Annotated in this window: 23 protein-coding genes and 1 other annotated feature; of the genes, 8 read left to right on the forward strand and 15 right to left on the reverse strand. The window is 51.7% G+C overall.

The genetic code is table 11. The features are described 5' to 3' along the window. Positions 1 to 49 precede the first annotated feature (49 nt). Positions 50 to 409, reverse strand: coding sequence for a hypothetical protein (locus ACFSUF_RS12660; RefSeq protein WP_377603274.1), 360 nt, complete (start codon positions 407 to 409; stop codon positions 50 to 52). Next, positions 406 to 711 (reverse strand): antibiotic biosynthesis monooxygenase family protein, encoded by a 306-nt coding sequence (locus ACFSUF_RS12665; protein WP_377603275.1) that lies wholly within the window; start codon positions 709 to 711, stop codon positions 406 to 408. The genes ACFSUF_RS12660 and ACFSUF_RS12665 overlap by 4 nt, the downstream gene beginning before the upstream one ends. Positions 712 to 875: 164 nt before the next feature. Here ACFSUF_RS12665 and ACFSUF_RS12670 point away from each other — a divergent pair, with 164 nt between their 5' ends. Beyond that, positions 876 to 1,535, forward strand: coding sequence for a cobalamin B12-binding domain-containing protein (locus ACFSUF_RS12670; RefSeq protein ID WP_377603276.1), 660 nt, complete (start codon positions 876 to 878; stop codon positions 1,533 to 1,535). A 4-nt stretch (positions 1,536 to 1,539) separates the two neighbouring features. Further along, on the forward strand, positions 1,540 to 2,181 hold the full coding sequence (locus ACFSUF_RS12675) for a hypothetical protein (RefSeq protein ID WP_377603277.1): 642 nt from the start codon (positions 1,540 to 1,542) through the stop codon (positions 2,179 to 2,181). 18 nt (positions 2,182 to 2,199) lie between these two features. Here the strand turns inward: ACFSUF_RS12675 and ACFSUF_RS12680 are convergent, their stop codons facing one another. The 3 genes from ACFSUF_RS12680 to ACFSUF_RS12690 form a co-directional block, all read right to left on the reverse strand. After that, positions 2,200 to 2,772, reverse strand: a complete 573-nt coding sequence (locus ACFSUF_RS12680; protein WP_377603278.1) for a TetR/AcrR family transcriptional regulator — start codon at positions 2,770 to 2,772, stop codon at positions 2,200 to 2,202. A 48-nt stretch (positions 2,773 to 2,820) separates the two neighbouring features. Continuing rightward, positions 2,821 to 5,871 carry an efflux RND transporter permease subunit gene (locus ACFSUF_RS12685; protein ID WP_377603279.1) on the reverse strand — a complete coding sequence of 1,017 codons (3,051 nt, stop codon included), beginning with the start codon at positions 5,869 to 5,871 and terminating at the stop codon, positions 2,821 to 2,823. 158 nt (positions 5,872 to 6,029) lie between these two features. After that, positions 6,030 to 6,815, reverse strand: coding sequence for a DUF92 domain-containing protein (locus tag ACFSUF_RS12690; RefSeq protein WP_377603280.1), 786 nt, complete (start codon positions 6,813 to 6,815; stop codon positions 6,030 to 6,032). A gap of 130 nt (positions 6,816 to 6,945) precedes the next feature. Between ACFSUF_RS12690 and ACFSUF_RS12695 the strand changes: the two genes are divergently transcribed. Continuing rightward, entirely contained in the window at positions 6,946 to 8,103 is a 1,158-nt protein-coding gene (locus ACFSUF_RS12695; RefSeq protein WP_377603281.1) for an HD domain-containing phosphohydrolase, read from the forward strand. On the opposite strand, the gene ACFSUF_RS12700 is transcribed toward ACFSUF_RS12695, so the two are convergent. The 8 genes from ACFSUF_RS12700 to argS form a co-directional block, all read right to left on the reverse strand. Continuing rightward, on the reverse strand, positions 8,087 to 8,725 hold the full coding sequence (locus ACFSUF_RS12700; RefSeq protein WP_377603282.1) for a fumarylacetoacetate hydrolase family protein: 639 nt from the start codon (positions 8,723 to 8,725) through the stop codon (positions 8,087 to 8,089). The two genes, ACFSUF_RS12695 and ACFSUF_RS12700, sit on opposite strands and share 17 nt — an antisense overlap. 52 nt (positions 8,726 to 8,777) lie before the next feature. Beyond that, positions 8,778 to 9,509: a glycerophosphodiester phosphodiesterase gene (locus tag ACFSUF_RS12705; protein WP_377603283.1), complete on the reverse strand. Its 732-nt coding sequence runs from the start codon at positions 9,507 to 9,509 to the stop codon at positions 8,778 to 8,780. A 25-nt stretch (positions 9,510 to 9,534) separates the two neighbouring features. Beyond that, positions 9,535 to 10,878 (reverse strand): CapA family protein, encoded by a 1,344-nt coding sequence (locus ACFSUF_RS12710; protein WP_377603284.1) that lies wholly within the window; start codon positions 10,876 to 10,878, stop codon positions 9,535 to 9,537. A 157-nt stretch (positions 10,879 to 11,035) separates the two neighbouring features. After that, positions 11,036 to 11,857, reverse strand: coding sequence for a spore coat protein (locus ACFSUF_RS12715; protein ID WP_377603285.1), 822 nt, complete (start codon positions 11,855 to 11,857; stop codon positions 11,036 to 11,038). A 111-nt stretch (positions 11,858 to 11,968) separates the two neighbouring features. Beyond that, positions 11,969 to 13,435: a protoporphyrinogen oxidase gene (gene hemG, locus ACFSUF_RS12720; RefSeq protein WP_377603286.1), complete on the reverse strand. Its 1,467-nt coding sequence runs from the start codon at positions 13,433 to 13,435 to the stop codon at positions 11,969 to 11,971. Between the two features lies 1 nt (position 13,436). Next, a complete protein-coding gene (hemH, locus tag ACFSUF_RS12725) occupies positions 13,437 to 14,378 on the reverse strand; it encodes a ferrochelatase (RefSeq protein WP_377603287.1) in 942 nt (313 codons plus the stop codon). Between the two features lie 42 nt (positions 14,379 to 14,420). Next, entirely contained in the window at positions 14,421 to 15,473 is a 1,053-nt protein-coding gene (hemE, locus tag ACFSUF_RS12730) for a uroporphyrinogen decarboxylase (protein ID WP_377603288.1), read from the reverse strand. Positions 15,474 to 15,613: 140 nt separating this feature from the next. Then, positions 15,614 to 17,317, reverse strand: coding sequence for an arginine--tRNA ligase (gene argS, locus ACFSUF_RS12735; protein ID WP_377603289.1), 1,704 nt, complete (start codon positions 17,315 to 17,317; stop codon positions 15,614 to 15,616). Positions 17,318 to 17,381: 64 nt separating this feature from the next. Next, positions 17,382 to 17,612 (reverse strand) — a binding site (T-box leader). A gap of 79 nt (positions 17,613 to 17,691) precedes the next feature. Between argS and ACFSUF_RS12740 the strand changes: the two genes are divergently transcribed. The 3 genes from ACFSUF_RS12740 (at position 17,692) to ACFSUF_RS12750 (ending at position 20,650) form a co-directional block, all read left to right on the forward strand. Then, the gene (locus ACFSUF_RS12740; RefSeq protein WP_377603290.1) at positions 17,692 to 18,882 is read left to right on the forward strand and encodes an MFS transporter; all 1,191 of its coding nucleotides are present in this window, start codon (positions 17,692 to 17,694) and stop codon (positions 18,880 to 18,882) included. Between the two features lie 79 nt (positions 18,883 to 18,961). After that, positions 18,962 to 20,176, forward strand: a complete 1,215-nt coding sequence (locus ACFSUF_RS12745; RefSeq protein WP_377603291.1) for an MFS transporter — start codon at positions 18,962 to 18,964, stop codon at positions 20,174 to 20,176. A 135-nt stretch (positions 20,177 to 20,311) separates the two neighbouring features. Then, entirely contained in the window at positions 20,312 to 20,650 is a 339-nt protein-coding gene (locus tag ACFSUF_RS12750; protein ID WP_377603292.1) for a L,D-transpeptidase, read from the forward strand. A gap of 10 nt (positions 20,651 to 20,660) precedes the next feature. On the opposite strand, the gene ACFSUF_RS12755 is transcribed toward ACFSUF_RS12750, so the two are convergent. Continuing rightward, on the reverse strand, positions 20,661 to 21,293 hold the full coding sequence (locus ACFSUF_RS12755; protein WP_377603293.1) for an O-methyltransferase: 633 nt from the start codon (positions 21,291 to 21,293) through the stop codon (positions 20,661 to 20,663). 126 nt (positions 21,294 to 21,419) lie between these two features. Here ACFSUF_RS12755 and ACFSUF_RS12760 point away from each other — a divergent pair, with 126 nt between their 5' ends. Further along, on the forward strand, positions 21,420 to 22,580 hold the full coding sequence (locus tag ACFSUF_RS12760) for a THUMP domain-containing class I SAM-dependent RNA methyltransferase (RefSeq protein ID WP_377603294.1): 1,161 nt from the start codon (positions 21,420 to 21,422) through the stop codon (positions 22,578 to 22,580). A 655-nt stretch (positions 22,581 to 23,235) separates the two neighbouring features. Then, positions 23,236 to 25,215 (forward strand): LTA synthase family protein, encoded by a 1,980-nt coding sequence (locus ACFSUF_RS12765; RefSeq protein WP_377603295.1) that lies wholly within the window; start codon positions 23,236 to 23,238, stop codon positions 25,213 to 25,215. A 45-nt stretch (positions 25,216 to 25,260) separates the two neighbouring features. Here the strand turns inward: ACFSUF_RS12765 and ACFSUF_RS12770 are convergent, their stop codons facing one another. Continuing rightward, positions 25,261 to 26,091 carry a carbohydrate ABC transporter permease gene (locus ACFSUF_RS12770; protein ID WP_377603296.1) on the reverse strand — a complete coding sequence of 277 codons (831 nt, stop codon included), beginning with the start codon at positions 26,089 to 26,091 and terminating at the stop codon, positions 25,261 to 25,263. Between the last annotated feature and the right edge of the window lie 5 nt (positions 26,092 to 26,096).

Below are 26,096 nucleotides of genomic sequence, written 5' to 3' on the forward strand. Positions count from 1 at the left end.
TCCCTCCTTTAAGGGCATTCTCGCACATTAGGTTTCTGCAGGAACGCCGTTATTGCTTTTGAAGAACAGAAATGGCTTGCTCAACCGCTTCCAGATAGAAGGCGCGTTCCTCTTTCTCCCACGTTTCCATCGAAGGGATTACGGCTCGGATCATATTGAAATTGTCGATCAGCAGACTGGTAGACATCCCCCTTGAGGTAAGGATTCCGTTTAACCAGACCGCATATTGGGTCATGATTTCGAAGTTTCGCAGCATATAGGCGGTTTCCAGATGTTTAAAATGGTGCATGTTGTCTTCTTTCGTCCGCTCCACGCCCCGTTCGCCGTATCTGGTCAGCAAGTCAGGGTATTTATCATAAATTTCTTTCACAATTTTCTCTACGGCAGGCTGGAACTTTGCCTCATTCATTCAGCAACCACCTTATATTTACGCACCTTCGGCACAATGCCGGCAAGTTCCTGGTCAGGATACTCTTTTTCCAGCTCATGTACTCTTTTAAAGTCATTACTGGTTACCCACGCCATATAATGTTCTTTGGAGTCCCATGTCATCTGTACGGTTAATTCTTCTGGCTTATTCTCATTCTGCAACAGCTGAAAAGCCCGGAATCCTTCCCATTTGTCTACCAGACGCGACCGCTTCCGGTAAATCCCTATGACCTCTTCCGCCTTATCTGCCGGGACTTCAACGATGGAATGCACGATATACATTAGCCATACTCCCTTACATTTTCATTATATATATTCTGGAGCTATACACCTAGCAGATATTTCTAAAATTGAGAGATTTCGAGGCACCCAACCTGTTCATGTTGTCCATTATAGTATAGAATAAAATAATATCGTTGACAAAAGCGATGGAACTGAGGTGCACCATGAAACTGGAAGCTGAACGTTTCGCCGAACAATTGCTCAGCGGCAATCAGTCCGAAGCGTGGGCTATGATTGCCGGTCTGCATGCGGCAGGCAAGAACAGCTTGTACATCTATGACCGGGTTATAACCTCCGCGTTAAGATATATTGGTGAGCTGTGGGAGCAGAATCAGATCACCGTAGCAGACGAACACTTGGCTACAGCAACCTGTGACCTGATTATTCTTCAATATTCAGCTTTTCTTAATCATACTCCTACTCAAGCCAAGAAAGCGATGATGCTTTGTATAGAGGGAGAACAGCACGATGTAGGCTTGAAGCTGGCCGCGCAGATGTTTAAAGAAGCCGGCTGGGAAACACGATTCTACGGCGCGAATCTCCCGCTCGAACATATCTTAACAAGCGCCATACAATGGCAGCCTCATGTAATCGGCTTATCGGTATCGATCGTTTACCATTTGCCGAGATTATCCGCATATATAACCACGTTCGAGAAAATGTACCATCATCCTACGGTAATGGTTGGAGGCCGTTTAACGGAAACTTATGATTTGCGCTCTTACGGATCGGAGAATACCCTGTTTATGAGAAACCTGTTCGAGATTCAGCAATGGATTTCGGAACACGGGAATACCCAAACGATGCGGAATGTGACGGGGTGATGAGATGAACTGGGATATGCCTAACCTTCCCGTCCCGTATTTCAAGGTCAATCGGTCTTTAGATATTATCAGCCGTTCGGCGCTGGCTAACACCACTTTTGTGGATGCCGTAAATTTGCTGGACATAGCTGACGAAGGGTCCTTTATTAAGCTAATGGAGTTTATAAGACCCGATAAATCTCAAGTTAAGCTCGAGGTAACGCTGAAAACGCGTTTGTCCCCCCTTCAGCTTTATGATCTCGTTCAGAAATGGGATACCAGCGGATATGGACATGTCGTCTGTATAGAGAAATCCAACCAGATGAACGAGGTACAGAATGCTATTAGAAATCTTCAGGAAAGTTTCGAGGCTGCCTCGAGCCAGGGGATGAGCCCCTCCCGCCGCTGGAGCGTTCATTCGCTGCCGCAGAAACGGAAGGAACAGCGGGAGTACACCCTCACAGCCGTTGCAGATTCCGGGACAGAACCGGTGCTCCGGGATGTCTTGAGCCAATTAGGCACAGTCAAGGACATGATGAAGCTGTTAAGACCTAGTTTACTGGAAATCGGGAAAGATCAGTACGCAGACATTATCCTCGAACAAACCGAGCAGTCTTTATATCAAATCAGAGACTTGCTTGCCAGACAGAAAAGGGATGAGCTATAAGCTCATCCCTTTTTTAATTCAATAGGAACCCCGGCAGCCGTTGAGAAACAGGTTGACGGTGAACTCCACGCGATCCTGCAGCTCCTCCTTGCCAAACCCTTCAGCAAACAAAATATCCATTTTGTAGGCTTCGAGGATGCCGGATAATGCTTTGGCCAAGTACAGGGGTTTCTTTAATCCTTCCTGTTCCATCACATCCGAAACAATCTTCATATAGTCCGAAAGAAATTCAGTTAACATGTCCATCATGCCCGGATCGTTATTGCCGCTGTTGAAAAATACCCGCTCATACTTTCTGCGTACGAAGAAGTACTCCATATGATGCTTCGCGATGCAGCTAAGCTTCTCCCGGAACGTAAAGCTACCGCTAAGCTCCGTACGCAAGCCATCCAGGAAGATCGCAAAATCGCGCCTGGACATGGCAAGAAACATCTCTTCCTTCGAACTGAAATACAGGTATAGCGTTCCTTTTGCTATTCCGGCTTCTTCTGCGATTTCCGCCATCTTGGTTTCGTAAAAACCTTTGGTGCCGAAAACACGGTAAGCCGCATCCAGAATAGCGTTCCACTTCTCTTCATGGGGCACACTCATCCGCATGCGGCCTCCTTCATCTGTTCATGTAGCTAATGTAAGAAAAAATTATACGCTCAAACCGCCGGACTTTGCAAGCTTTTGTTCTTTCCGGTGTTCGCGGTTAAAAGCAATCTCATAGATGACAGGCAGGAACACAACCGTCAGTAAAGTAGAAGTCGTTAGTCCCCCCACGACAACCAGTGCAAGACCTCTTGAAATCAAGCCGCCTTCCGGCGTACTGAACGCCAGCGGCAGCAGGGCCGCTATGGTAGCCAATGCCGTCATGAGAATCGGGCGAAGGCGCGTTTTTCCGGATTCAATGATCGCTTCTCGGATCGGCAGTCCCGCCGCCCGGTTCTGGTTGATGCGGTCTACCAATACGATGGCATTGGTTACGACGATACCGATCAGCATCAGGAATCCGATCATCGCGCTCATCGACATCGGTTCTTTGGCGATGATCAGTAAAATCAGCGAACCGATCGGCACAAACAGCAATGATGTCAATATAACGAAAGGCAGCCTTGCTTTGCCGAAGAAGACCAGCATCGTCAAGTATACGAGTCCGATCGCAATCCCCATTGCGACTAACAGGTCTTGAATCGTTTGCGCTGTTTCGTCGCTGCCTCCGCCGCCTTCTAAGGATACGCCGGAAGGAAGATCCAGCTTCTCCACCTCGCTGATGACTTGAGCGGTTACACCGCTAACATCATTGCCGGCCACTTCAGCGGAGACTCTAGCATAGACACGCTCATTCAGCTTCTGAATGGAGGTAACTACCTCGCCTTGTACAACTTCAGCTACATCTTTAAGCTTCACAGGCCCGGCCTTACCGAACAGCGTCAAATTCTCCAGTTCTTCCTTGCCGCTCAGCGGACGGTCATAGCTAAGCCGAATATCCTGTTCGGTTCCGTCAAGCACATACTGGCCCACACTAACCGGTTTCGTCTGGTCTGTAATCAGGCCCAGCACCATAAAGGACGACAAACCTTTCTCCTTCATTTGCTCCGGTTTCAGTTGAACCGTCCATTGGAGCTGTTTTTCCTGCATATTGTTTTTCACGTTTTTAATATCCGTACGCTTCAGCATAAGCTCTTCAACTTGCTTTGAAGCTTTCTCGAGCTCCGTTAAATTATTGGAATACAGGTCCACATCGACGTTATTGTTCGTAGGAGGGCCCCCTGTAGACAATTCGGATACCTTTACGATACTGCCGGGTGCCTGGGCATCGAGTACTCCTTGGATTATGGAAGACACGTCTTTCAGAGCATCCTGCATCTCCACATCTTCGGCCAGTTCAAGGAAATAGGTAGCTTTATTCGTAGATGTCGTTCCCGTCTGGTAGTCGTAATTCCCGATGGACGTAAACACTTTCGGATATTGCTGTTTGGCGCCGTCCAGCAGCTGCTCTAGCTGCAGGGATACGTCATTCGTTGTTTCCAGCGATGTGGCTGCAGGCAGTTCAATATTCGCCTGAACCAGTTTTTGCTTCTCATTCGGGAGAAAAACAAACCCCAGGTTTGACACAGCCAGCAGGCCGAAGGAGCCTACAAGCAGGGCAAATGCTAGAACCACCGTGATTACCTTATGGCGAAGAGCACTGCGCACAAGCTTCTCGTACCATTTTACGTAAAACGGTTCTTTCTCGTGATCATCACCCAGCTTCCGGAAGGAGGAACGGGCAAGGATCGGGATAAGTGTAATCGCTACTACAAGAGAAGCAAGCAAAGCTACAACGATGGTTAGAGCAAACGGAAGGAAAAAGGCGCCGGTAATCCCGCCAACCAGACCGAGAGGAAGGAACACCACGACAGTCGTAATCGTGGATGACAAAATCGCGCTCATCATCTCTTTGGTACCTTCCATGGTCAGTTTGCTGCGATCGCCTGCCGGGTCTTGTTTGATTTTCCTGAAAATATTTTCAATAACAATGATACTGTCATCCACAACACGCCCGACGGAAACCGCCATACCTGCTAAGCTCATCACGTTAAGCGTAAGTCCCCACCATTTGATAAAGATGGCCGCGATCAGCAAAGACAGCGGTATGGAGAGAACGGCAATGATCGTAGCACGGAAATTCCGGAGGAAAATCAGTACAGCCAAAGATGCAAATAATGCGCCGAACAAGCCTTTGGATATGAGCTCATTGATGGAGGATTTGATGCCTTCCGCCTGGTCGAAGCTCATGACGTACTCCATCTTGTCTTTATGTTTGTCAAGGACTTCGATGACGCCGTCAGCCACCTCTACTGTGTTGGCATCCTGCTTTTTGTTGATCAGCAAGGATATGCTCGGCTTCAGGTTGTAACGCGAAATGGCAGTCGTCTGTTCTACGGTTTTCACTTCAGCAAATCCGCTTAACGCGACTTCTTTACCGGTGACAGGGGAAGTAACTGTTACTTTCTTAAGGTCTTCCAGTTTCGTCAATTTCTGATCCACACGGATCGGCACAACGATCGTCTGGTCTTGAACTGTTCCGGCCGGGAATGAGAAATACGATTCCTGAACAGCTTTTTTCACAGCATCCAAAGATAAGCCATACTGCCGGGCTTTCGTCTTATCAACGATAATCTCCAGGTATTTCTCCGGCAATCCGGACAGCGCCACACTATTGATGCCCTTTACCTTATCGAGTTCAGGCTTTAACGTCTCCTTCACCCATGCTTCAAAATCCGGATTGTCCTTGGCGAACAATGCCGCATTCACAATCGGGATCGCCCCAAAGCTGAAACGATCGACTTTGGTTTGCACGCCTTCGGGCAATCCCGCATCCTTGACTGCTTCGTTGACGGATGGGGTGATTTTGTCCATATCGCTTCCAATCGGGAAGGACAATTGGACCCGTGAGACGCTGTCGCCAGACTGGGAGGTCATGCTGTCCAGCCCTTCTATGCCCTTCAGCTTCTCCTCCAGCTTCCTGGTAATCTGTTCGTTGACATCCTCGGAAGAAGCGCCTGGATACACCGCTGTCACGGACAGCTGCGGAAATTCAATGTCCGGAAGCAAATCCGATTTGAGCGAGGAAAAAGAATACGCCCCCAACCCGATCAGCAATACCGAAATAATGAGTACCGCGATTGAGTTTTTCAAACTAAAACGTGTTAGAAACTGCATTCGGTTCTCTCCTCCACCATGTTTATAAAAAGCCTTAGATGTGCTTTCCAGCACAAACCGCAATTATGACTGACCGGTAAGTCATTTTAGTATAAGACTTTGTACAATGTTTGTAAAGTGTTTTGGAAAGGAGTACGGGGGCGCGCAACCCCCGCAGCCTAGAATATGGCGGCGAGCAATAGAGCCGCCAAGGCACCCGACGCCGAGCAGACGAAGTTGACGGCGTCGTTGTTCATCCGCGCCGACCCGCGCACCAGCGCCGTCGGCTGCCCGCAGTGGCGAGCTCGCTCGAGCTCCTCGCCGCATACCCGGCAGGCGTACATCGCCTGCACGGTTGCGCCGAGCAGCGAGTCGGCGAGCGAGCCGGCCAGGCCCGCCAGGCCGCCCAGCGCGGCCAGCGGGAGCAGCTCTCCGCCGCCCAGCACCGCAGCGGCGGCGCCGATGAACAGGCCGCCGGCGAAGCTTGCGGCCGTCCCGGGCAGCGACACGGCGCCGGATGTGCCCTTGGGCACACGGCGGCCGGTACGGATGGATCGCGGTTCCCCGCGGCCGAGCCCGCCCACCTCGGTAGCCCAGGTATCCGCCGTCACCGCAGCCATCGCGCCCACAAACATGGCAAACCAGTAATCATGCGGTGCAACGGCATTCGCAATACACAGGGCGAGACCCAGTCCTCCGTTTGCAAGAACCTGTCCCGCATCCCGCCTGTCGGTCTTTTCGTAGCGCTCTTCACTGGCGGCTTTTCTCTGCTTTTTAAACTTGGACAATAGGGAAGAAGAAACGAAGAAAGCAATCAAAGTGCCATACCAGGCAGCATTCCCCAATCCGAACATCAATGTCCCCATCACAACGGCAGCGGCGAAACCCGACAGCGACAACGACTTGAACCGGTAAGCGGCCCCCGCAATGAAGAAGCTTCCGGCGATTCCGTAAAGCCAAAGCATGTTACCCCTCCCCACTTATCCTAAAATGTAAAACTTTCTGCTTCAGCTAGCAGGATTCGACAGCATAATCAAAGAATAGGTATTTTAACCTAATTTTCAGGAGCGACTGCAGACTCAAGGAGTGAACCTCTTGCATACGGAATACGAATTTTCCGAAGTCAAATGGAAAGAAGATTTAAGTCCGGAACAGCTTTTAAAAGTGATATTCAACTATACTGCCAAAATTGCCAATGAACGAGTGCTGGACAATGTACTGATTCTTATGGCTAACATGGGCCGCGACATGATCGTATCGGACCGCTGCGCCGTATGGCTGATCGACAAAGCCCGCAACGAGCTCTTTACGACCGTAGCGCACGGCGTCAAGGAAATCAGGATTCCGTTCGGATCCGGTGTGGTGGGCCACTCCATCTGCTCAGGGGAGCCGCTGTTTATTGACGACGCTTATCACGATCCCCGCCACAATTCGGAGAATGACGAACGAACCGGGTACCGTACCAAATCCATCATCACCGTCCCCTTTCGCAACAATGAAGGAGAAATCATCGGAGCCTACCAGGCGGTCAACAAATTGACCCCGGCCGGCGTTTTTTCCGCAAAAGACCTGGAACACCTCCAGCTGGCCGCCTCCTATTCGGGCAAGTCACTGGAATCCGTTATGCTGCATGAGGAAATTGTGGAAACACAGAAAGAAATCATTTTTACAATGGGCGAAATCGGGGAAAGCCGTTCCAAGGAGACAGGAAACCATGTGAAACGCGTTGCCGAATACTCTTATATTCTGGCCTTGGGTTTAGGGATGAGCGAAGAGGAAGCGGCTCTGCTTCGCACGGCCTCTCCAATGCATGACATCGGGAAAGTGGCTATACCGGACTCCGTGCTCAAAAAACCGGGAAAACTGACCGAAGAAGAGTTTCAGATTATGAAAAACCATACGCAAATCGGCTATAACCTGCTGCGCAATTCAAACCGGCAAATCCTGAAAACCGCGGCTGTCGTAGCTTCCCAACACCATGAAAAATGGAACGGGAGAGGCTACCCGAACGGGCTCAAAGGTGAAGAAATTCACATATACGGCCGCATTACGGCAATTGCCGATGTGTTCGATGCGCTGGGCAGTGACCGGGTCTACAAAAAAGCGTGGGAGCTGTACCGCATTCTCAACTTATTCCATGAGGAACGGGGGCTGCACTTCGACCCCCGCGTAGTAGATGTGTTTATGGAACAGCTGCCGCGTATCATCGAGGTCCGCGACAGGCTGTCGGACGAAATCAGCGAAGAACAATAACGGCTTCGCCTAACGTCCGCTCTCCCCACTTCAGTGCAATCCGGTCGCCGCCTGCGACCGGTCCCACCCCTGAAGGCGTACCTGTATAAATGAGATCTCCCTCTCCCAGTCCGTAATGCTCATCAATAAACCGGATAACCGTTTCCAGCGAAAATATCATATCCCGCACGTTCCCCCGCTGGGTCTCCACCCCGTTCTTTTCCAGAACAAAATCCGTTTCCGACAACTCCTGTTCCCCCGGAAAAGGCAAGAACTCCGTTAACGCGGCTGAATTGCGGAATCCTTTGGCCGCCAGCCAAGGGTGCCCTTTCTTTTTGAGCTCATTCTGGACATCCCGCAATGTGAAATCGATCCCCAGCGCAATCCCGTCCACAAGGTCATGCAAGGACGCCCCATCGAAATAGGGCCTGAAAATGCGAACGACCAGTTCCCCTTCAAAATGAACCTCTCCCGCTTTCCCGGTCAACACCAGTTCGGATCCGTCCAGCTGCACCGCAGCGTGCGTCGGTTTAGTGAAAATCATCGGCGCATCCGGCACAGCATTGCCCAGCTCGGCAGCATGAAGGCGGTAATTACGTCCTACACAATAAATGTTGCGAATGTTGCGAATCTCATTTCCCATCCGTCTCGTCCCCTAATCTGTTGTTTATATGGAGTTTAATTCTATGTCCTGCTCATCCGTTCGGGAGCATCACCTGCTTGAACCGGTCAGGCTCATTTGTGCAGATGATGATCTCCGGATGCATTTTCGTTACTCTGTATAGATCCCTTACTTCATTGACCGTCCAGGCCATCACTGTAAACCCGGAACGGATCGCTTCCTCTGCGAACTCCGCCGTGAGCACTTTATAAGAAATGGAAAGAAAATCGGCCCCGTACTCTCTAAGCCTCTGCAGCAGGTCGGAAGGACGCGAATCGATAATCAGTCCGGTAGGCATCTCCGGATGAATACGTCTTACTTCTCTAATTGTCTTCACATCAAAAGAAGTGATAACCGTATCGCATTCCATCCCATGCGCCAAAATCAGCTCCGCCACCTTGCTCTCTATACCCGGATACAGCCCTGCCCTATTCTTCAGCTCAATATTCAGCTTACACCTGCCTTTGGCGAGAGTCAGCACTTCCTCCAAGGTGGGAACCCGCTCACCGGCAAATTCCCGGCTGTACCAGCTGCCGGCATCCAATGCGCGGATGTCTGCAAGCGTCTTATCTTTCACTCTGCCCCGTCCGTTCGTAGTGCGGTTGACTGTGAAATCATGTATGACAACGGGTACCCCGTCTTTCGTCAGCTGGACATCCAGCTCCATCCAGTCCACGTAATATTCTCCGAGCGCCAGGCGCATTGCCGCCAATGTATTCTCAGGCGCTTTGCCCGACCATCCGCGGTGTGCTGCACAAGAATTCATAGAGTTCCGCCTCCGTATTCATGGTTTATTCGGCATGTACCTTTCCGTCTGTTCCAATCGAAGCGCCGATCGATAATCCGGAAATCCGGCGAAGCAAGGCGGCTCCCTCCGCCGCAGCCATCGGTTTAGGCTGTCCCCCTTTGGTCAGCACAGGCACCATCTCGAGGCTGCACTTGCCTTCTGCACTGCATTCGGCTTCCAAAATAGCGGAGTCCCATGTTTTCGGATTCGAGTTTGTAGTAAAAATAAAATTGCCTAAGCTGTATGCGATCCATTTGCCTTTATAGAGCTCCACCCCCTGGAGCACATGAGGGTGCCCGCCGACCACCAGATCGGCTCCGGCGTCGATATACGCTCTTGCCAGCTCCGTTTGTTCTTTGACAGGCCGGTCCTGTCTCTCTTTACCCCAGTGAACGACGACTACCACCAGATCGGCCGCCTTCTTTGCGGCTTGAATTTCCGCCGCAGGGCGCGTTACATCATAAGTTTCCGCTACGCCCGGCGAGGAAGGACCGGCTTTCCATGAGCCGTCGGGAACGACTCTGCTCAAGCCGACGAACGCCACTTTGATCCCGTTTTTGGTTACGATCACAGGTTTATAGGCTTCGTCGGCATTTTTACCCGCCCCGATCCTCAGGAAACCCGCCTTGTCCGCAAATTTCATCGTATCCAGCAATCCTCGGGTTCCGTGGTCCATAATATGGTTATTCGCCAGATTCAGCACATCAAAACCAGCTTCTTTCAAGGCAGGGAGCGTCTCGGGTGCACTCTTGAACACATAGCTCTTCGACTGCGGCTCCTCATGTTCGGTTACCGGCGTCTCCAGGTTGCCCACGGTAAGGTCTGCCTGTTCGAAGTAAGTGGAAACATACCGGTACGGATAATCATAGCCGTCTTTCTTCATTCTTTCGCCCACGCTGGCTGCCAGCAGAATATCGCCGACAAAATTCATATGTATTGTTGAATCGCCGCTCTGCGGTTCGGGGGGATTTCCCTCTACAGCTGTACCGCCTGAACCGGAGTTTCCGTTACTTCCTGTATCTTCGCTGCCGGAAACTGCATCAGGCTGCTCGGCATGGTCGGTTCCTGTTTCACCGGAAGGCTTCTCATTTCCCGCAGCCTCTCCCTGCGAATTGGCTGGATCCGAATGTTCTTTACCCGGGGATCCAGCTTGATCCGCCGCCTGTTCTGTTGCTGAAGCAACGGGCTTGTCGCTTGAATTGCCTGTTCCGCCTGTGAAATTCCAAATCGTATAACCTAGCACTCCGGCTGAAAGCAGCAGAATGCCGTTGATCATGATCATTCTGCGCAGCCGGCCGCTCTTCTTGCGCCGCTGCCTGCGCCTTGTTTCCGCTCTGCTTTCTCTCATGCTGCACTCCTTTAATCTTCTAAGTATATGGGTTTACATCTTTTCCATTATACCATTAAGAAGAAAAGACTGTCGCCGTCTGTTCTGCGCAAACGCAAAACATCCGTCCCTGCGCAGGAAGGCAGAGACGGATGTTTTGGATAAAAACGCTTTTTGATTAGTGATTTTTAGGCTGCGATTGAATTTGATTCTGGGTGTTGAGAACCTGCTGGTTCAACAAGGCATGATCTACCGCTTCCACCATGCCCGGGGAGCCGCCTCTTAAGAACGAGTCCCGGGATTGTTGAATTCGTTCGTTAATTGTCGGAGGACGGCTGTTGGAACCCATGTTGGACATGCCGGACATCCCTTGGGAATATCCTTGCGCTGCTGAATAGCCGCTTTGGCCCTGGTTCTGGCCTTGAGTTTGAGCAGTTCCTGACATCATCCCCGCCTGGTTAGAAGGCTGGAATGTGTGCAGGTACGTTTTTGCCGTATGGTCTTTCATAGTCGGAACCTGGTACTGGCCCTGTTCGTTCATGAACAGAAATACCTCATAAGCTTGATCGGTACACTGTACTGCCCCGTTCACCAGCATTTGGCGAAGGTTCGGATCCGCGCATTCCAGGGCTTTGGCCATATGGTTTTTGGCGGAATTTTTGTGGCAGGACAGCATGGCCGCCAAAATTTGCTGATCGTTAAACTCCGCTCCGCCCTGCGGACTTACCGGTGAAGGCTGATTCAGGCCATATTGGATTTGCTGCACCGGCGTTTCTGTGACATGATGCATTTTATTGCTTGTCTGCGGCTCAACGTAGTCGTGCGTATAGTTGACCAGCTGATCGTATGAAACCATGGCGGACTGCAGGTGACGATCGATCATCTGGCTCACTTGCGGGGACTGGGCCTGTGTAGCGTAAAGGCCGAAGTGATTCATCATATTGACTTTTTCATTCAAAATTTCATGGACTTCCAATGTTTCATGAGCGCCGAACGGCATAAAAAAACAACTCCCTTGTCTTTAGATCTGAATCTTAAGCACAAAGGATACTGTTTCCTGTTCTGGTGAAAAATATGCGGTGTTTGCCGGGCGAAAAGGATGCTGCCGGGACTACCGTCCTGCCGTGAAAGCTACCGCGTCGCGAGCGGCCGTCCGGCCCATGTGCACGCAGTCGGGCAGGCCGACCCCCTCGTAGGCGGCGCCGGCCGTAAAGACGCCCGGCAGCTGCGCGGCAACGCCTTCGCGAACCTGCCGGATCAGTTCGGGATGCCCGACCGGATATTGGGGCATCGACTTCGGCAGCCGCGTAATCTCGTGGAACAGGGGCTCGGCATCGATGCCCATCAGGTCGCGCACGTCGCGGCGCACTTTGGCGAGAATCGACGCATCGTCCTCGTCGACGATCGCCTCTTCGCCGGAACGTCCGACATAGCAGCGCAGCAGCACTTTGTCGGACGGGCTCGAGTGCAGCCACTTGGACGATGTCCAAGTGCAGGCCGTGATCGTGCGCCCTTCGCTGCGCGGCACGACAAACCCTGAGCCGTCCAGCGGATGGGCGATTTGCGACCGCTCGAACGCCAAGACCACATTGGCCACGGATACATAGTTGATCCGTGTCAGCTCGCGGGCTGCCGGCACTTCGGCCAGCAGCTCCGCTTGGGCGGCCGCCGGCGTCGTCACGATGACGCGGTCGGCCTGCAGCGCTTCGCCTGTGCTCAGGCGAAGCTCATACCCGTCTGAACTGCGGCGGAGCGACTCCACGCCGCAGTTCAGACGGACGTCCGCCGACGCAGCCAGCGAGGCCGCGAGGGCGTCAATCAGGGTGTTCAGACCTCCCTTGTAGGTCAGGAACACCGAGTTTTTCGCCGCCGCCGGAAGCTGGGCGTCCGGCGCGGCTGTGTCGCCGGGGACGCTGCGCTGCGGCGCCCCGGGCTTCTTGCGGCTGGCCATCATCCCGCGGATGAGGCTGCCGTGCTCTTGCTCGAGCGCGCGGAACTGCGGGAACGTCGCCGCCAGGCTCAGGTTGCGCGGGTCCCCCGCATAAATGCCTGCCAGCAGCGGCTCCGCCATGTACTCGCGCACCTCGCTCCCCAGACGCCGCTCGAGGAAATGCCCGAGCGACTCATCTCCCGGTTCCTTCTTAGCCGGAAGGAACCAGTCCAGGGCCGCTCTCATCTTGCCCTTGGTCGAGATTAGACCTGTGGTCAAAAACGGCTTGAACTGCGTAGGAATACCGAGCACCAGTCCCGGCGGCATCCGGTGCAGCTTCCCTGCACGCAGGATGTAACTCTTCTTCGCTGCCGGATTGGTTGGAGTCAGCTCGCCCTCCAGTCCGAGATCGCGGGCAAGCTCCACCATCGGCAGCTTCCGGGCCAGAAAGGAATCCGGTCCCCGTTCAATGACGAAACCGTCCCGGGTCAGCGTATTAATTCTGCCGCCCAGCCGTCCCCCTTGCTCCAGTAAGGTGACCTGGGCATCGATTCCCTGTTCCCGGGCATACTTCTGTGCATAAAATGCCGCGCTCAAGCCGGTTACGCCTCCGCCGATAACAGCGATCCGGATTCGTTGGCCGCCCATGTTACACGCCTTCTTTCCACTTGCTTACTACAACGTCCGCCAATGTTTCCATATAGCGCGGGTCTGTGTTCAGGCTCGGCGTACGCTCTAGATGCAATCCAAGCTCACGGGCCACATTCTGTGCTTCAATATCCAGATCGTACAGCACTTCCAGATGATCCGACACAAAACCGATCGGGCATACGAGCACATTGCGTACCCCTTCGTCTTTCAACGCTTTTAAGGTATCCAGAATATCCGGTCCCAGCCATGGCATTGCCGTCTGTCCGGCGCTCTGCCAGGAAAACTGCCAGCTGCTAATCCCCGCTTTTGCCGCTATGGCCTCGGAAGTTTCCATCATTTGCTGCGGATACGGATCCCGCATTTCCAGAATTTTCTCAGGCAGGCTGTGCGCAGAGAACAGGACACGAACCGGGTTTGCTTCGCGGTCGGGAAACTTCTCCAGCATGTTTACGACCCGCTCCGTCAGAGCTTCAATCAGGGAAGGATGCAGATGATAACTTTTCACATAAGAAATCGGAAGTCCAACGGAATCCGCCGTCTCCTGCGCACGTTTCATATAACCGCCTACGCTCATCACGGAATAATGCGGAGCCAGCACAACGCCAACCGCCTGCCGGATGCCGTCCTCAGCCATTTGGCGCACACCGTCTTCCACATATGGCGCCGCATGCTTCAAACCTTGATAGCAGACGAATTCGTGCTCGGGATATAACCGGTTCAGCGTTTCTTCCAGCGCCTGCACTTGTCTGTTCGTATTTTCACGCAGCGGGAAAAACCCGCCGACAATCGCCTCATAACGGTCAGTCAGTTCTTTCAGCTGCTCGGGGCTTGGCGGGCTGCCTCTGCGGATATGCGTATAATAAGCCTCAACCTGATCCAGGCTTTCGGGTGTTCCATAAGACATGACTAGTACGCCTATTTTCTGTTTCTGATGATCCATCAGCAAAACCTTCTTTCTACTCTATCAAGGTTACGTTGCAGCTCAGGCACGCGCTTTGGAAAGAACGGAGGAAGAGTACTCATGAATATATGAGGTCAAGTCTCTCAGCTTATCAAGGGATGCTTCCGGGAACAGGCCGTGTCCGAGGTTAAACACGAACCCCGGGCGCTCCATACCTTGATCCATAATCTCCTTGGCATACTTCTCAATGACGGACATCGGCCCCATTAATACCGTTGGATCCAGATTGCCCTGAACGGCAAACTTATCTCCTACCCTGCGTCTGCCTTCTGCGATGGATACTCTCCAGTCCAGCCCGATAACGTCCGCTTTCAGATCGTGCAAGGCCGGAAGCAGTTCGCCGGAAGAGACGCCCGGGAAGTAGATTTTCGGCTGATCCAGATCGGAGATGCCTTCAAAAATCCGTTGAATAGTAGGCAGCACAAACGTCCGGAAATCCGCCGGCGAAAGGGCTCCTACCCAGCTGTCGAACAACTGGACGGCCTTCGCTCCCGCACCGATCTGGGCGCGCAGGTAAGTCGTTACCATATCGCCAAGCTTCGCCATCAGCGAATGCCACAGTTCCGGTTCGCTGTACATCATTTCTTTTGTGCGCAAATAATTTTTGGAAGGACGGCCTTCAATCAGGTAACTGGCAATGGTAAATGGCGCGCCGGCAAACGTGATTAATGGACGGTCCAGTTCGCGGTCGAGGATCCGGATCGTTTCCATAATATGCGGAAGATCCCCTTCTACGTCGATCGGGCGAAGGCGTTCCACATCCGCTGCGGTCCGAATCGGGTTGTGAATAACCGGACCGATATTTTTGACAATATCAAAATCAATACCGATAGAAGCCACCGGATTCATAATATCGGAATATAAAATAGCTGCGTCCACATCCAGCTTCTTCACCGGCATTAAGGTAACTTCTGCTGCCAGCTCGGGTTGTTTGCAGATCTCCAGCAGCGAATAGTTTTCTTTAATTTTGCGGTAATCCGGGTCATAACGGCCCGCTTGCCGCATATACCAAACCGGCAGCCTGTCAACTTCCTGTTTACGGCAGGCACGGATAAAATCGTCACGATAGTTCATAGTAGAGCAGCTCCTTGTTTCTCGCAATTTCTGATACCTAACATTATGCCCTTTTTGAAAGGGGGAAACAACTGAGCGAATTTTTATAGTTTGACAAATGTTTGACAGTTCACAGCAGATCCGTTGCGGCTTTCCGTCTTCTACATACGGGCAGGCGTTTTCAATCCCAGCAAATCCATGCCATGTGCAAGCACATGAGCTGTGGCCCGGACCAAAAGAAGCTTCGTTTCCTTCTCCGCCTCAAGTTCGGACAGAATCCGCTCGTTTGCATAGAATCTATTGAACGCATGGGCTGTGTCGATAAGATATTTGGCTAAAAGAGAAGGATCGTTCGTTTCTACGGCCCGTTCGATTTGGTCCGGGTAGTAATGCAGCGTCTTCAGCAAGTGCCATGTGTGATCGCCAGCCAAATAAGCAGGGTCCGCAGCCATATCTCCCGCGCCGGCTCCATGTCCCTCCTTTTCCAAAAGACTCCGGGTCCGCACATACGTATACTGAAGATAGGGTCCCGTTTCCCCGTCGAAGTTCAGGGCGTCTTGCATGGAGAAATCAATCTCGTTCAACCTGTAATTTTTCAGGTCGGCAAAAATGATCGCACCGATCCCGATGGCCTCCGCCGTTTCCGCCTTGTTTTCTAGATCCGGGCGTTTGTGTTCCAATATTTCAAGGGCATGCTGAACCGCTTCTTTAAGTACATCTTCCAGAAAAATAACTCTTCCGCGGCGTGTCGACATCTTTTTCCCTTCGAATTTCATCAGCCCGAACGCGACATGGCGGCAGTCCCGCGCCCAAGTATGTCCCATCCGCTTTAATACTTCAAATACTTGTGTAAAATGAAGAGATTGCTCAGAGCCCACTACATAAAGCAGCAAATCTCCTTTCATCGTCTCGCGGCGGTAGATGGCCGTGGCCAGATCCCGGGCAGGGTAGATTGTCGTTCCGTCCGATTTCAAAATAAGGCATGGCGGGATATTCTCCCTAAGCCTGACTACCATCGCCCCGTCGCTTTCCTCCAGCAGCTGTTTGTCTTTAAGATTCTGGATGACGGCACCTATTTTGTCATTATAGAAGCTTTCTCCCAGGTATTCGTCAAACTCTACCCCGAGCACTTTGTACATCCTCTTAAATTCCTCGAGACTAAGGTCAACAAAGAAACGCCACAACTGCACAGCTTCTTCATCTCCTTGCTCCAGGCGCCGGAACCAATCCCTCGCTTCCGCTTCAAGAGTGGGGTCATGGTCCGCTTCTTCGTGAAATTTGACATAAAGATCGAGACAATCCTGAATCGTATAGCTTGTAAGGCGTTTCGGATCTCCCCACCGTTGATAGGCTGTAATTTGTTTGCCAAACTGCGTCCCCCAGTCTCCCAGATGGTTTACCCGGACCGCATCATACCCCGCAGCAGTATACAACCTGTACAGCGCGTTCCCGATCATCGTGGACCGGAGATGGCCGATGCCAAACGGTTTGGCGATGTTGGGCGAGGACATATCAATAATGACTCTGCGGCCTTGGCCGGACTGGGAAGACCCGAAGCCCTCCTCGTTCACTCTATGGACCCATTGGGCGGTAAAAGCTTGCCTGTTCAGTCTGAAATTAACATACCCTCCCGCTGTGTCCGCTTTGATTTGGGCATCATTCCAAGCTTCGGCGATCTGCGAAGCGATTAGCTGCGGCGGTTTTTTAAGCTGTTTCGCCAATGAAAAACAAGGGAGCGCCGCATCCCCGAAACCGGTATCCTGCGGCACCTCCAGCAACCGTGCCGTTTCCTCCTGCGTGAAGCCGATAAGGCCGGCCAGTTTTTCAGCAATGGTTTCCAGGACATCTCTGCTTACATATTTCATTTCAATGCCTCCTCTGTTTCATATCAGAACCGCCATCCATCAACAAAAAAAGCCCTCGTCTCAAAAAAGAGACGAGAGCTGTTCCCGCGGTACCACTCTTTGTGATGAACGTATCATGCCGGTAAGAGCAGAACGTTCATCCGCTTAAACGATAACGGTGTCGGCCGGACCGTCCTACTAAGTTCAGACGGCCATCTCCCGGGTGCGGTTCCCTGCGCGGCTCGGGCCGGCTTCCACTCTTCCCGGCTCGCTGTTCCGAATCCATCGCAAGTACTCTCCCGTTCAGCAACGATTCATGATAAGGTTAGGGTACATCATATCACATCATTTTTCCAATAACAACCATATCTATACCTTATTGAGGAGACCTGACTATGGCCCGAAAACATCATCTGCTCTTTATTTTCGTGACGCTGATGTATTGGATTTCCCTTTATATTTATGTGCCGATTCTTTCGCCTTACCTGGAATCTATGCACATATCCTACTTTTACGTTGGTATTGTGCTTGGAAGCTACGGCTTTATGCAGATTCTGATTCGGCTGCCGTTAGGGATCTTATCCGACCGGATGCGCGTGAGGAAGCCCTATATTCTTCTTGGAATGATTACAGTTACACTCAGTTGTATCCTGTTTGCGGCGGGCGCTGATCCCGGCTGGGCACTCGCCGGCAGGGCCATGTCCGGTGTGGCCGCATCGTCCTGGGTTGCCTTCACTGTACTGTATGCGGGCTACTTCGCCAAAGAGCAGACCACACACGCGATGGGAACGATCTCCTTCTTAACGGTAGCAGGCCAATGCGCCGGCATGGTCGCAAGCGGATGGCTGGCCGGTTCCTACGGTTGGAACGCAGCCTTCTGGACAGGAGCTGTCATTGGCCTGATCGGTCTGGCAGCCGCCTTTGGCATTTACGAGCCCCGTGAAGGAGTATACCGGGAACCGATTCGGGCACGCGATCTGACACTAGTCATGAAGGAGCCGGCGCTGCTGAAAGCTTCCGTGCTTTCCATTCTTGCGCACATTGTCCTTTTTGTTACGATGTTCGGCTTTACGCCTTCTTATGCTCTTGGATTGGGTGCTTCCAAAAACGATCTCAGTCTCGTTTCATTCGCGTTCATGGTCCCCCATGCCCTTGCTTCCCTGTATACGGGAAGATGGCTGGCGCCCCGCTTCGGGGTATGGAGAGTACTCCTTATCGGATTTGCCTTAAGCAGCATCTGCACTCTTGCCATCCCATTCACGCGTACGCTCGGTACCCTGATGTTGACGCAGGCTTTGAATGGCTTTGCCCAAGGGCTGCATCTGCCTTTGTTAATGGCATTGGCTATCCGAACAGTCGATCAGGAACAGCGGGCTACCGCTATGGGGTTCTATCAAGCCGTATATGCGCTCGGGATGTTCGGCGGCCCGTTCATTGCCGGCTGGATCAATGAAAGCTTTTCCTTGGCGGGAGGCTTCTATTTTGCCGCCATAGCAGCAACGGCAGCAGTACTTCTCGGCTTCCTATGGAGACGGAGCGGCGCTGCTCCGGAACAGCTCCCCAAGGCAGGTAAGGCTTCCTTCTGATTATTGGGTAAGATCAGGTTATGCTATACTTTAATCTGAACTAACGGACCGGACGACCCAAAGAAAGAAGGATTTGCACATGGCACAATGGAAACTGAACTTGGCTGTATTATGGATCGGCTTGTTTCTGGTAATGGGCGGCATGACGATGATCATCCCTTTCCTGCCGCTGTATCTGCAGGAATTAGGGCTTCATAATAAAGAGGAAATTACGTTTTGGGCGGGAATTATTTTTGCCGGAAATTTTGTGACGTCCTTCCTGTTTCAGCCTCTATGGGGGAAATTATCGGATAAATACGGCCGCAAGGTGATGCTGCTCCGCTCTGGATTCGGCATGGCTATTGTCATGACGCTGATGGGTTTCGCGATGAATGCGTGGCATCTGTTATTTCTCCGCTTGATCAACGGTACGATTTCAGGGTTTAACCCCGCGGCCGTTTCCCTGATGGCTGCTTCCACTCCCAAAGAACACCGGGGGTTTGTGATGGGAACGCTCCAGTCCGGTGCTGTGGCGGGTACGATACTCGGGCCCTTCATCGGAGGCGTGGTGGCGAATGCAGTCGGTTACAGGCCAATCTTTTATATTACGGGAGCTTGTATTTTTGCAGCTTCGCTTCTAGCTATGCTGATCGTCAAAGAAGAATTCAGCCGGGAAGAAGCGAAGGAACATGTTCCGATCTCCGTGTTTCAAGGCTGGCAGGAACTGAAACAAATCCCGCAGCTCCCGGCTTTGTTCGCAGTGACCGTATTGCTTCAATTTTCCATGCAGAACTCGATGCCGCTTGTGCCTTTGTTTGTTCAGGAGCTGCACAGCAACCCTGCGGACGTAGCCTTTTATGCCGGCCTTGTAGGGTCGATGCCCGGTATGTCCAATATGATCGCTTCCCCCCTTCTGGGAAAAGTAAGCGACAAACTCGGCGCGGAAAAGGTGTTAACCCTATCCCTCGTTGGGGCGGCCGTGTTCTTTATCCCGCAGGCGTTCATCGGCACGGTCTGGCAGTTGATGCTTGCCCGATTCCTCTTGGGCATCTGTATGGGAGGCATGCTCCCTTCCATCAATGCGTTGATCGGCAAGTTCACGCCAAAAGGAATGGACAGCCGCGCCTACAGTTTCAACAGCAGCGCAATGAGCCTTGGGAATATGGCCGGCCCGGTAGTGGGCGGGCTGCTGGCGGGTTTCATGGGAATCCGGGGAATTTTTCTGATTTCGGCTGTTTTACTGTTGTTGAACGTGCTATGGGTGTGGAGCACGCTCGTCCGCGGACGAAAGGTGAACAGGAGCTCCCCATCATAAAATAAAATAAATAACCCCCTTCGAAGGGCTCTCTGTGAGCCCTTCGAAGGGGGTTATTGCCTATAAGAGTAACCCTTCCATTTCAGGGCGGATATACATAAGTAACCGCAGCGAATAGGAAGGGAGTCCATCATCATGCCAAAATACAGGATTATCGTGGATTTATCCGACCGCAGACTGTATCTGCTGGACGGAAATATCGTGAAAAGAGCTTTTCCCGTCGGGGTCGGTAAAATACTTAGTGCAACACCGACAGGCGAATATACGATCATCAATAAAGCCCCTAACCCGGGAGGGCCTTACGGCGTGTTCTGGATGGGGCTTTCCCGCAAAGGGTACGGGATCCACGGCACGAACAATCCGTCCTCCATCGGCAAACAGGTATCCAAAGGATGTATCCGGATGTACAACGAAGATGTAACAGCTCTGTCTAAACTGGTCACAATCGGAACCCGGGTGACGATCAGACAATAAAGCCTGCAGGTTATTTCACTCTTGCAAGCGCCAAACCGTCATATGCCGGCAGAATCGTGCTGTCCAGGCGTGGATCTTGAGCCATCCGCTCGTTAAACAGCCGCATTGCCTGCACCGAAGGCCCCTGCTTACCCGGATCGGTCGTACGTCCTCTCAGCAGTACATTGTCCCCGGCGATGACCGCTCCCGGGTTAGACAGTTTGATTGCCCATTCCAGATAATTCGGGTAGTTCTCTTTATCCGCATCGATAAAAAAGAAATCAAACCGCGCGCCTTCCTTTTCCAGCTGCTCCAGACTAGGAAGCGCTTCTCCTACTCTGTACTCCACCTTGTCCCCAAGACCCGCTGCATCCAAATTCGCCTGCGCTGCATCTGCGTAAGGCTGGAGCAGTTCCAAAGAGACGAGCTTGCCGCCTTCGCCGAGCCCTCGCGCCAGGCAAATGCCGCTGTATCCTCCGAGCGCACCGATTTCAAGCACCCGTTTCGATCCTGTCATTTTCACAAGCATCGTCAAAAGCCGCCCGTATCCAGGAGCGATCGAAATTTCAGGCATTCCTAAATCTCTTATTCCTTGGGCAGTCCGTTCTAATTCCTCATCCGGTTTATAAACCGATTCCACATAGTCTTCCGGGGATAAAGTCATCCTATGAATCAACCTCCGTTTGTAACAGTCATTAGTTTCACCTATACTTGATTGTATGATTTCCTTATCCGATAAACAAGTAAACGGCTGCCGCCGACAAGTCTATAATTGGAGTGAATACATAACATGTCAACGTTACAATTAATTGCAACTGCGCCGATGGGGCTTGAAGCCGTGGTTGCCCGCGAGCTCAAGGAGCTGGGGTACGAAGATGTGCGCACTGAGAACGGCCGCGTTACCTTTTCCGGAACCGTACATGATATCGCCCGCGCGAATTTATGGCTGCGTACCTCGGACCGTGTGCTGATCAAAATGGGCGAGTTTCCTGCAACCACCTTTGACGAGCTCTTCGAAGGGGTAAAGGCTATGCCATGGGCGGACTGGATTCCGGAAGACGGGGAATTCCCTGTAGAAGGCAGGTCTCATAAGTCCCAATTGTCCAGCGTGCCTGCCTGTCAGGGGATCGTAAAGAAGGCAGTAGTCGAGAAACTGAAAATGGCTTACGGGACCGAGTGGTTTCAGGAGGACGGCCCCCGTTATGTCATCGAGGTGTGGCTGCTGAACGATATAGCCATGATTACTTTGGATACGACCGGGCCCGGCCTCCACAAGCGCGGATATCGCAGACTCGTAACGGAAGCTCCGCTGAAGGAAACAATGGCTGCTGCCATGGTACAGCTTAGCCGCTGGGGGCCGCACCGCCCATTGTACGACCCGTTCTGCGGATCGGGCACCATCCTGGTCGAAGCCGCGATGATCGCATGGAACATAGCCCCAGGGTTGCGGCGCCGTTTCAATGCAGACCGCTGGCCCGCCATCCCGGAGCAGATATGGGAAGATGCACGGGAGGAAGCGTTTGATGCAGTGACGGACGACATCCCGTTGGAAATTGCCGGCTCGGATATCGATCCGTCCGCGATTGAAGTAGCGATGGCGGCTGCCAAAAGCGCCGGCTTAGCCAAAGAGATCAAGCTGCAGACTCTGCCGGTGTCCAAAATCCGCCCTGAAGGCAAATTCGGATGCATCATTACGAACCCTCCTTACGGAGAGCGTTTGGGGACGGAATCGGAAATGATCAAAGCCGTCCGCGATTTCGGAAAATCGGCGTTGTATCTGGATTCCTGGTCGTTTTTCGCCCTTTCGCCGAACAAGGAATTTGAACAGGATTTCGGGAAAAGAGCGGACAAGAAACGGAAATTGTTTAACGGGCGTATTGAGTGTAACCTGTACCAATTCCTCGGTCCGCTGCCTCCCCGCCCTGCGCGTACCGATTCAAGCACACAATAAGTCACGGCGGAGAAATTTAAACCAAGGGCTAAGCGGGTTTTCCCGTTAGTTCCTTGGTTTTTTTAGCATCCATGGCCGCAAGGGACCGGACCTGGAGCAGCCCCTGTATTCGCCTCTGCCACCAGGTGCAGCACAATATTGAGGGTGTCTCACCGACCGTTTTCGGCTATGGGGACTCCCTCCTTTGTTTATTAAGTAATTAGTGAGCTGGTATGGAATAACCCCATAGTTACCGTGCATACCGCCATCTTTGGTAATGAATTACTTTATTACGCTGTCTAATTTCCTTATTTGTGGCCATATGCCGGTCACCATGCGCACATACGACCCTGAATTTCCATAATTCGTACATGTCATGTCACCATATGGTAATTCATGGATGATTACAAACAGATTGGCTAAAAAATGGTAAAAATAAGGAAAACTCGCGGCGTATTAGCGAAATTGGTTACCAAAACCTAGTGGAATTGACGTGAAATTTGATAAATCGCATACAGTTCGCCTAACTCAGTTAGCGAATGGATGGTGAAAGTTCCCTATCAGGCCAGCTCTTCTTAATGCACGCTTTGATACTTGCCGTTAAATGTTTTATTATTAAGACATTGTAAATAGATAGACTAACCCGTTCGTGGTGGAATTAGAAAGGATTCAACTTATGCAATCGAACTTTACCTATACAGGTGCGGAAGAGCGCAGCCGTTTCGTGCGGGCGGTGAGCAAAATCCGTATTGCGGATTACCTGATCTTTATCGTACTTCTGTTCTGGAAGATCATTTTATTCGATGCTTTCATTAATGTCCCGCAGGTGAAAATGGGCCCGTTGGACTGGCTGATCGGCTTGGGATCGATTCTTCTCCTGTCGTTCTGGGTATTCTTCCTCCCGCTGGCTGGCCGGATTCTTGCCCTATTCTTTCTGAATTTGGCCGTTTCCGTTCTGTTTTTCTCTGACCTTGTGTACTTCCGGTACTTTCAAGATTTCATTTCGATCCCCGTGTTGATGCAATCGAAGCAGGTTGGAGAGCTTGGCGGCACGATCGAAACAATCGTTTATATGAAAGACATCTTTTTCTTCGTGGATCTGGTGCTGCTTATCCCGCTGGGCATCTACGCATACAGGCGTCTAAAACAAAGCGCCTCTTACGGGGCCCAGCGCCCTTTCCCTCGGCGTTTGCTTAGGAAAGTCGCGGCTAATCTCATCATCTTCACCATCGGCTATGCCTGCGTTTTCGCTCCCGTCCACGTGGCCACAAGCACCTGGGCAAAAGGGCTGTTTACCGGCAACTGGTGGAACGTGGCTACCTACAATGTCACGGGTTTGCTTGGTTTTCACGGGCTGGATGTGTACCGCTTCCTGGATACCAAGGTTCTATCCAAAGAGCAGGGTTTAACCGAGAAACAATTATCAGATATCCGGGCATGGTTCTCCAACCATGAAAGGCAGCTCGGACCTGACAACCCCATGTTCGCTAAGTACAAAGGGAAAAATATCATTGTCGTCCAGGCCGAAGCGCTGCAAAACTTCATGATCGGGAAATCGATCGGCGGTAAAGAAATCACGCCGAATATGAATGCATTGCTGAAAGAAACGTTGTACTTCAGCAATTATTATCATCAGACCGGTCAAGGACGTACTTCGGACGCGGATTTCCTATCCAACTGCTCTATGCATCCTCTGCCTACGGGGTCGGTCTTTACGAGGTTTCCCAGCCATACCTACGACTGTCTTCCGCAGCAGCTGAAATCCGCGGGGTATTCAACCGCCGTTTTTCACGCATATGAACCAAGCTTCTGGAACAGATACACGATGTACCCGAAGATGGGATATGACCGCTTCTACAGCAAGCAGGATTTTCAAACTGCAGAAAAGATAGGCTGGTCCATCGGCGACGAGCCGTTCCTGCTGCAGTCGGCCGACTACATGAAACAGATGAAGCAGCCCTTCTACTCCTTTTTAATTACATTGTCGAGCCATCATCCTTTTGCTATACCGAAGGATAAACAGGAACTTGATACCGGAGAATTCGAGGGGACCGTGTTCGGCAACTACCTGCAGTCCGTTCATTACGTCGATCAGTCGGTGGGCGCTTTCGTGGCCAAGCTGAAGCAAGACGGATTATGGGATAATTCCATCTTCCTTCTGTATGGGGATCATGATAATTCCATTACCGATCAGGTGCCGCTTGAGAAATTTTTAGGGCGGGAACTTACGGATGTAGAGTTCCAGAAGCTTCGCGGACAAGTTCCCATGATCCTGCACCTTCCCGGAGATCAGCCGACCGGCGAGTATAAAGAAGTCGCGGGCCAATCGGATATGACGCCGACGCTGCTTAACTTACTTGGCCTTTCGTCTCAGGGCAAATTCTTTATGGGGAATAACCTGTTCGGAACCTCACCGGAGCGATTGATTGTATTCCGGAACCACTCGTTCACGGACGGAAGCATCTATTACTATGCTACCGCGGATCAGATGTTCGAGACCGGGACTTGTACAGATTACGCCACAGGGGAAACTGTGGATCTGGCTAGGTGCAAGCCGGGATATGACGAGGCAGACAAACGCTTAAACTTGTCGGATCAAATCATCATCCACGATGCGATAACAGCCATACGCCATCCCGACAAACAAAAAAGGTAAGCCAGGATAACATCCGGCTTACCTTTTTCATCTATTAAACCGCTCTTATTTACTGCCCGTAAACGTAATCCCCTTAATAAAGAACTTATTAAAATAAGCGTAAATCAACAACGCCGGCAGCGTAAAAATCATTGATGCCGCCATAATATAATTCCAGTAGCTGATATACTGCCCTTTAAACGTGTTCAGGCCCAATGTGAGCGTAAACATCGATTTATCGGACACGAACATCAGAGGCTTCAGAAATTCGTTCCAGGCTCCCATGAATACAAAAATCGTTTGTGCGGCCAGCGCTGGAGCGGCCAAAGGAAGCGCAATCCGGAAGAACGTGCCGAACCGGCTTAAACCGTCCATTTCGGAAGCTTCCTCCAGTTCCTTCGGGAAGTTGATGAAGAACTGCCTCATCATGAACGTAAAGGTGGCATTGGCCATCAATGGAAGCGTCAAGGCTCCGTACGTATTCAGTAAATTCAGGTCCTTCATAATCAGGTAGGCCGGTACGATCGTCAATTGGCCCGGAATCATCTGGATCGCAAGTATGAGGAAGAACATCACTTTATTGCCGAAAAAGTCGATCCTAGCCAAGGCATACCCGGCCATCGAGTTGAACAAAATGTTACACACCGTAGCTACAACGGCGATAAACACACTGTTGAACAGCCAGCGGGAAAACAAAGGTTCTTTCACAAACACGTACAGGTAATTATCGAATGTAAAATGTTTAGGGATGAAGTGGATTCCGCCTGCTACAATTTCCTCCAGCGTTTTGAACGAGGAAGACAAAGCCCATAGAAACGGAGCGACCGTAATGCACGAATAGAGGAAGAGCAGTGCGTAGACGATCCACTTGGCCCATGGTTTCCCTGACGTTGGCATCTTCT

Source organism: Paenibacillus gansuensis (genome assembly GCF_042684925.1).
GTDB classification, from domain to species: domain Bacteria; phylum Bacillota; class Bacilli; order Paenibacillales; family DY6; genus Paenibacillus_N; species Paenibacillus_N gansuensis.

Coding starts and splice junctions, on each gene's coding strand:
- ACFSUF_RS12660 (WP_377603274.1), bottom strand. CDS start 409: ATGAATGAGGCAAAGTTCCAGCCTGCCGTAGAGAAAATTGTGAAAGAA.
- ACFSUF_RS12665 (WP_377603275.1), bottom strand. CDS start 711: ATGTATATCGTGCATTCCATCGTTGAAGTCCCGGCAGATAAGGCGGAA.
- ACFSUF_RS12670 (WP_377603276.1), top strand. CDS start 876: ATGAAACTGGAAGCTGAACGTTTCGCCGAACAATTGCTCAGCGGCAAT.
- ACFSUF_RS12675 (WP_377603277.1), top strand. CDS start 1,540: ATGAACTGGGATATGCCTAACCTTCCCGTCCCGTATTTCAAGGTCAAT.
- ACFSUF_RS12680 (WP_377603278.1), bottom strand. CDS start 2,772: ATGAGTGTGCCCCATGAAGAGAAGTGGAACGCTATTCTGGATGCGGCT.
- ACFSUF_RS12685 (WP_377603279.1), bottom strand. CDS start 5,871: ATGCAGTTTCTAACACGTTTTAGTTTGAAAAACTCAATCGCGGTACTC.
- ACFSUF_RS12690 (WP_377603280.1), bottom strand. CDS start 6,815: ATGCTTTGGCTTTACGGAATCGCCGGAAGCTTCTTCATTGCGGGGGCC.
- ACFSUF_RS12700 (WP_377603282.1), bottom strand. CDS start 8,725: ATGGGAAATGAGATTCGCAACATTCGCAACATTTATTGTGTAGGACGT.
- ACFSUF_RS12705 (WP_377603283.1), bottom strand. CDS start 9,509: ATGAATTCTTGTGCAGCACACCGCGGATGGTCGGGCAAAGCGCCTGAG.
- ACFSUF_RS12710 (WP_377603284.1), bottom strand. CDS start 10,878: ATGAGAGAAAGCAGAGCGGAAACAAGGCGCAGGCAGCGGCGCAAGAAG.
- ACFSUF_RS12715 (WP_377603285.1), bottom strand. CDS start 11,857: ATGCCGTTCGGCGCTCATGAAACATTGGAAGTCCATGAAATTTTGAAT.
- hemG (WP_377603286.1), bottom strand. CDS start 13,435: ATGGGCGGCCAACGAATCCGGATCGCTGTTATCGGCGGAGGCGTAACC.
- hemH (WP_377603287.1), bottom strand. CDS start 14,378: ATGGATCATCAGAAACAGAAAATAGGCGTACTAGTCATGTCTTATGGA.
- hemE (WP_377603288.1), bottom strand. CDS start 15,473: ATGAACTATCGTGACGATTTTATCCGTGCCTGCCGTAAACAGGAAGTT.
- argS (WP_377603289.1), bottom strand. CDS start 17,317: ATGAAATATGTAAGCAGAGATGTCCTGGAAACCATTGCTGAAAAACTG.
- ACFSUF_RS12740 (WP_377603290.1), top strand. CDS start 17,692: ATGGCCCGAAAACATCATCTGCTCTTTATTTTCGTGACGCTGATGTAT.
- ACFSUF_RS12745 (WP_377603291.1), top strand. CDS start 18,962: ATGGCACAATGGAAACTGAACTTGGCTGTATTATGGATCGGCTTGTTT.
- ACFSUF_RS12750 (WP_377603292.1), top strand. CDS start 20,312: ATGCCAAAATACAGGATTATCGTGGATTTATCCGACCGCAGACTGTAT.
- ACFSUF_RS12755 (WP_377603293.1), bottom strand. CDS start 21,293: ATGACTTTATCCCCGGAAGACTATGTGGAATCGGTTTATAAACCGGAT.
- ACFSUF_RS12760 (WP_377603294.1), top strand. CDS start 21,420: ATGTCAACGTTACAATTAATTGCAACTGCGCCGATGGGGCTTGAAGCC.
- ACFSUF_RS12765 (WP_377603295.1), top strand. CDS start 23,236: ATGCAATCGAACTTTACCTATACAGGTGCGGAAGAGCGCAGCCGTTTC.
- ACFSUF_RS12770 (WP_377603296.1), bottom strand. CDS start 26,091: ATGCCAACGTCAGGGAAACCATGGGCCAAGTGGATCGTCTACGCACTG.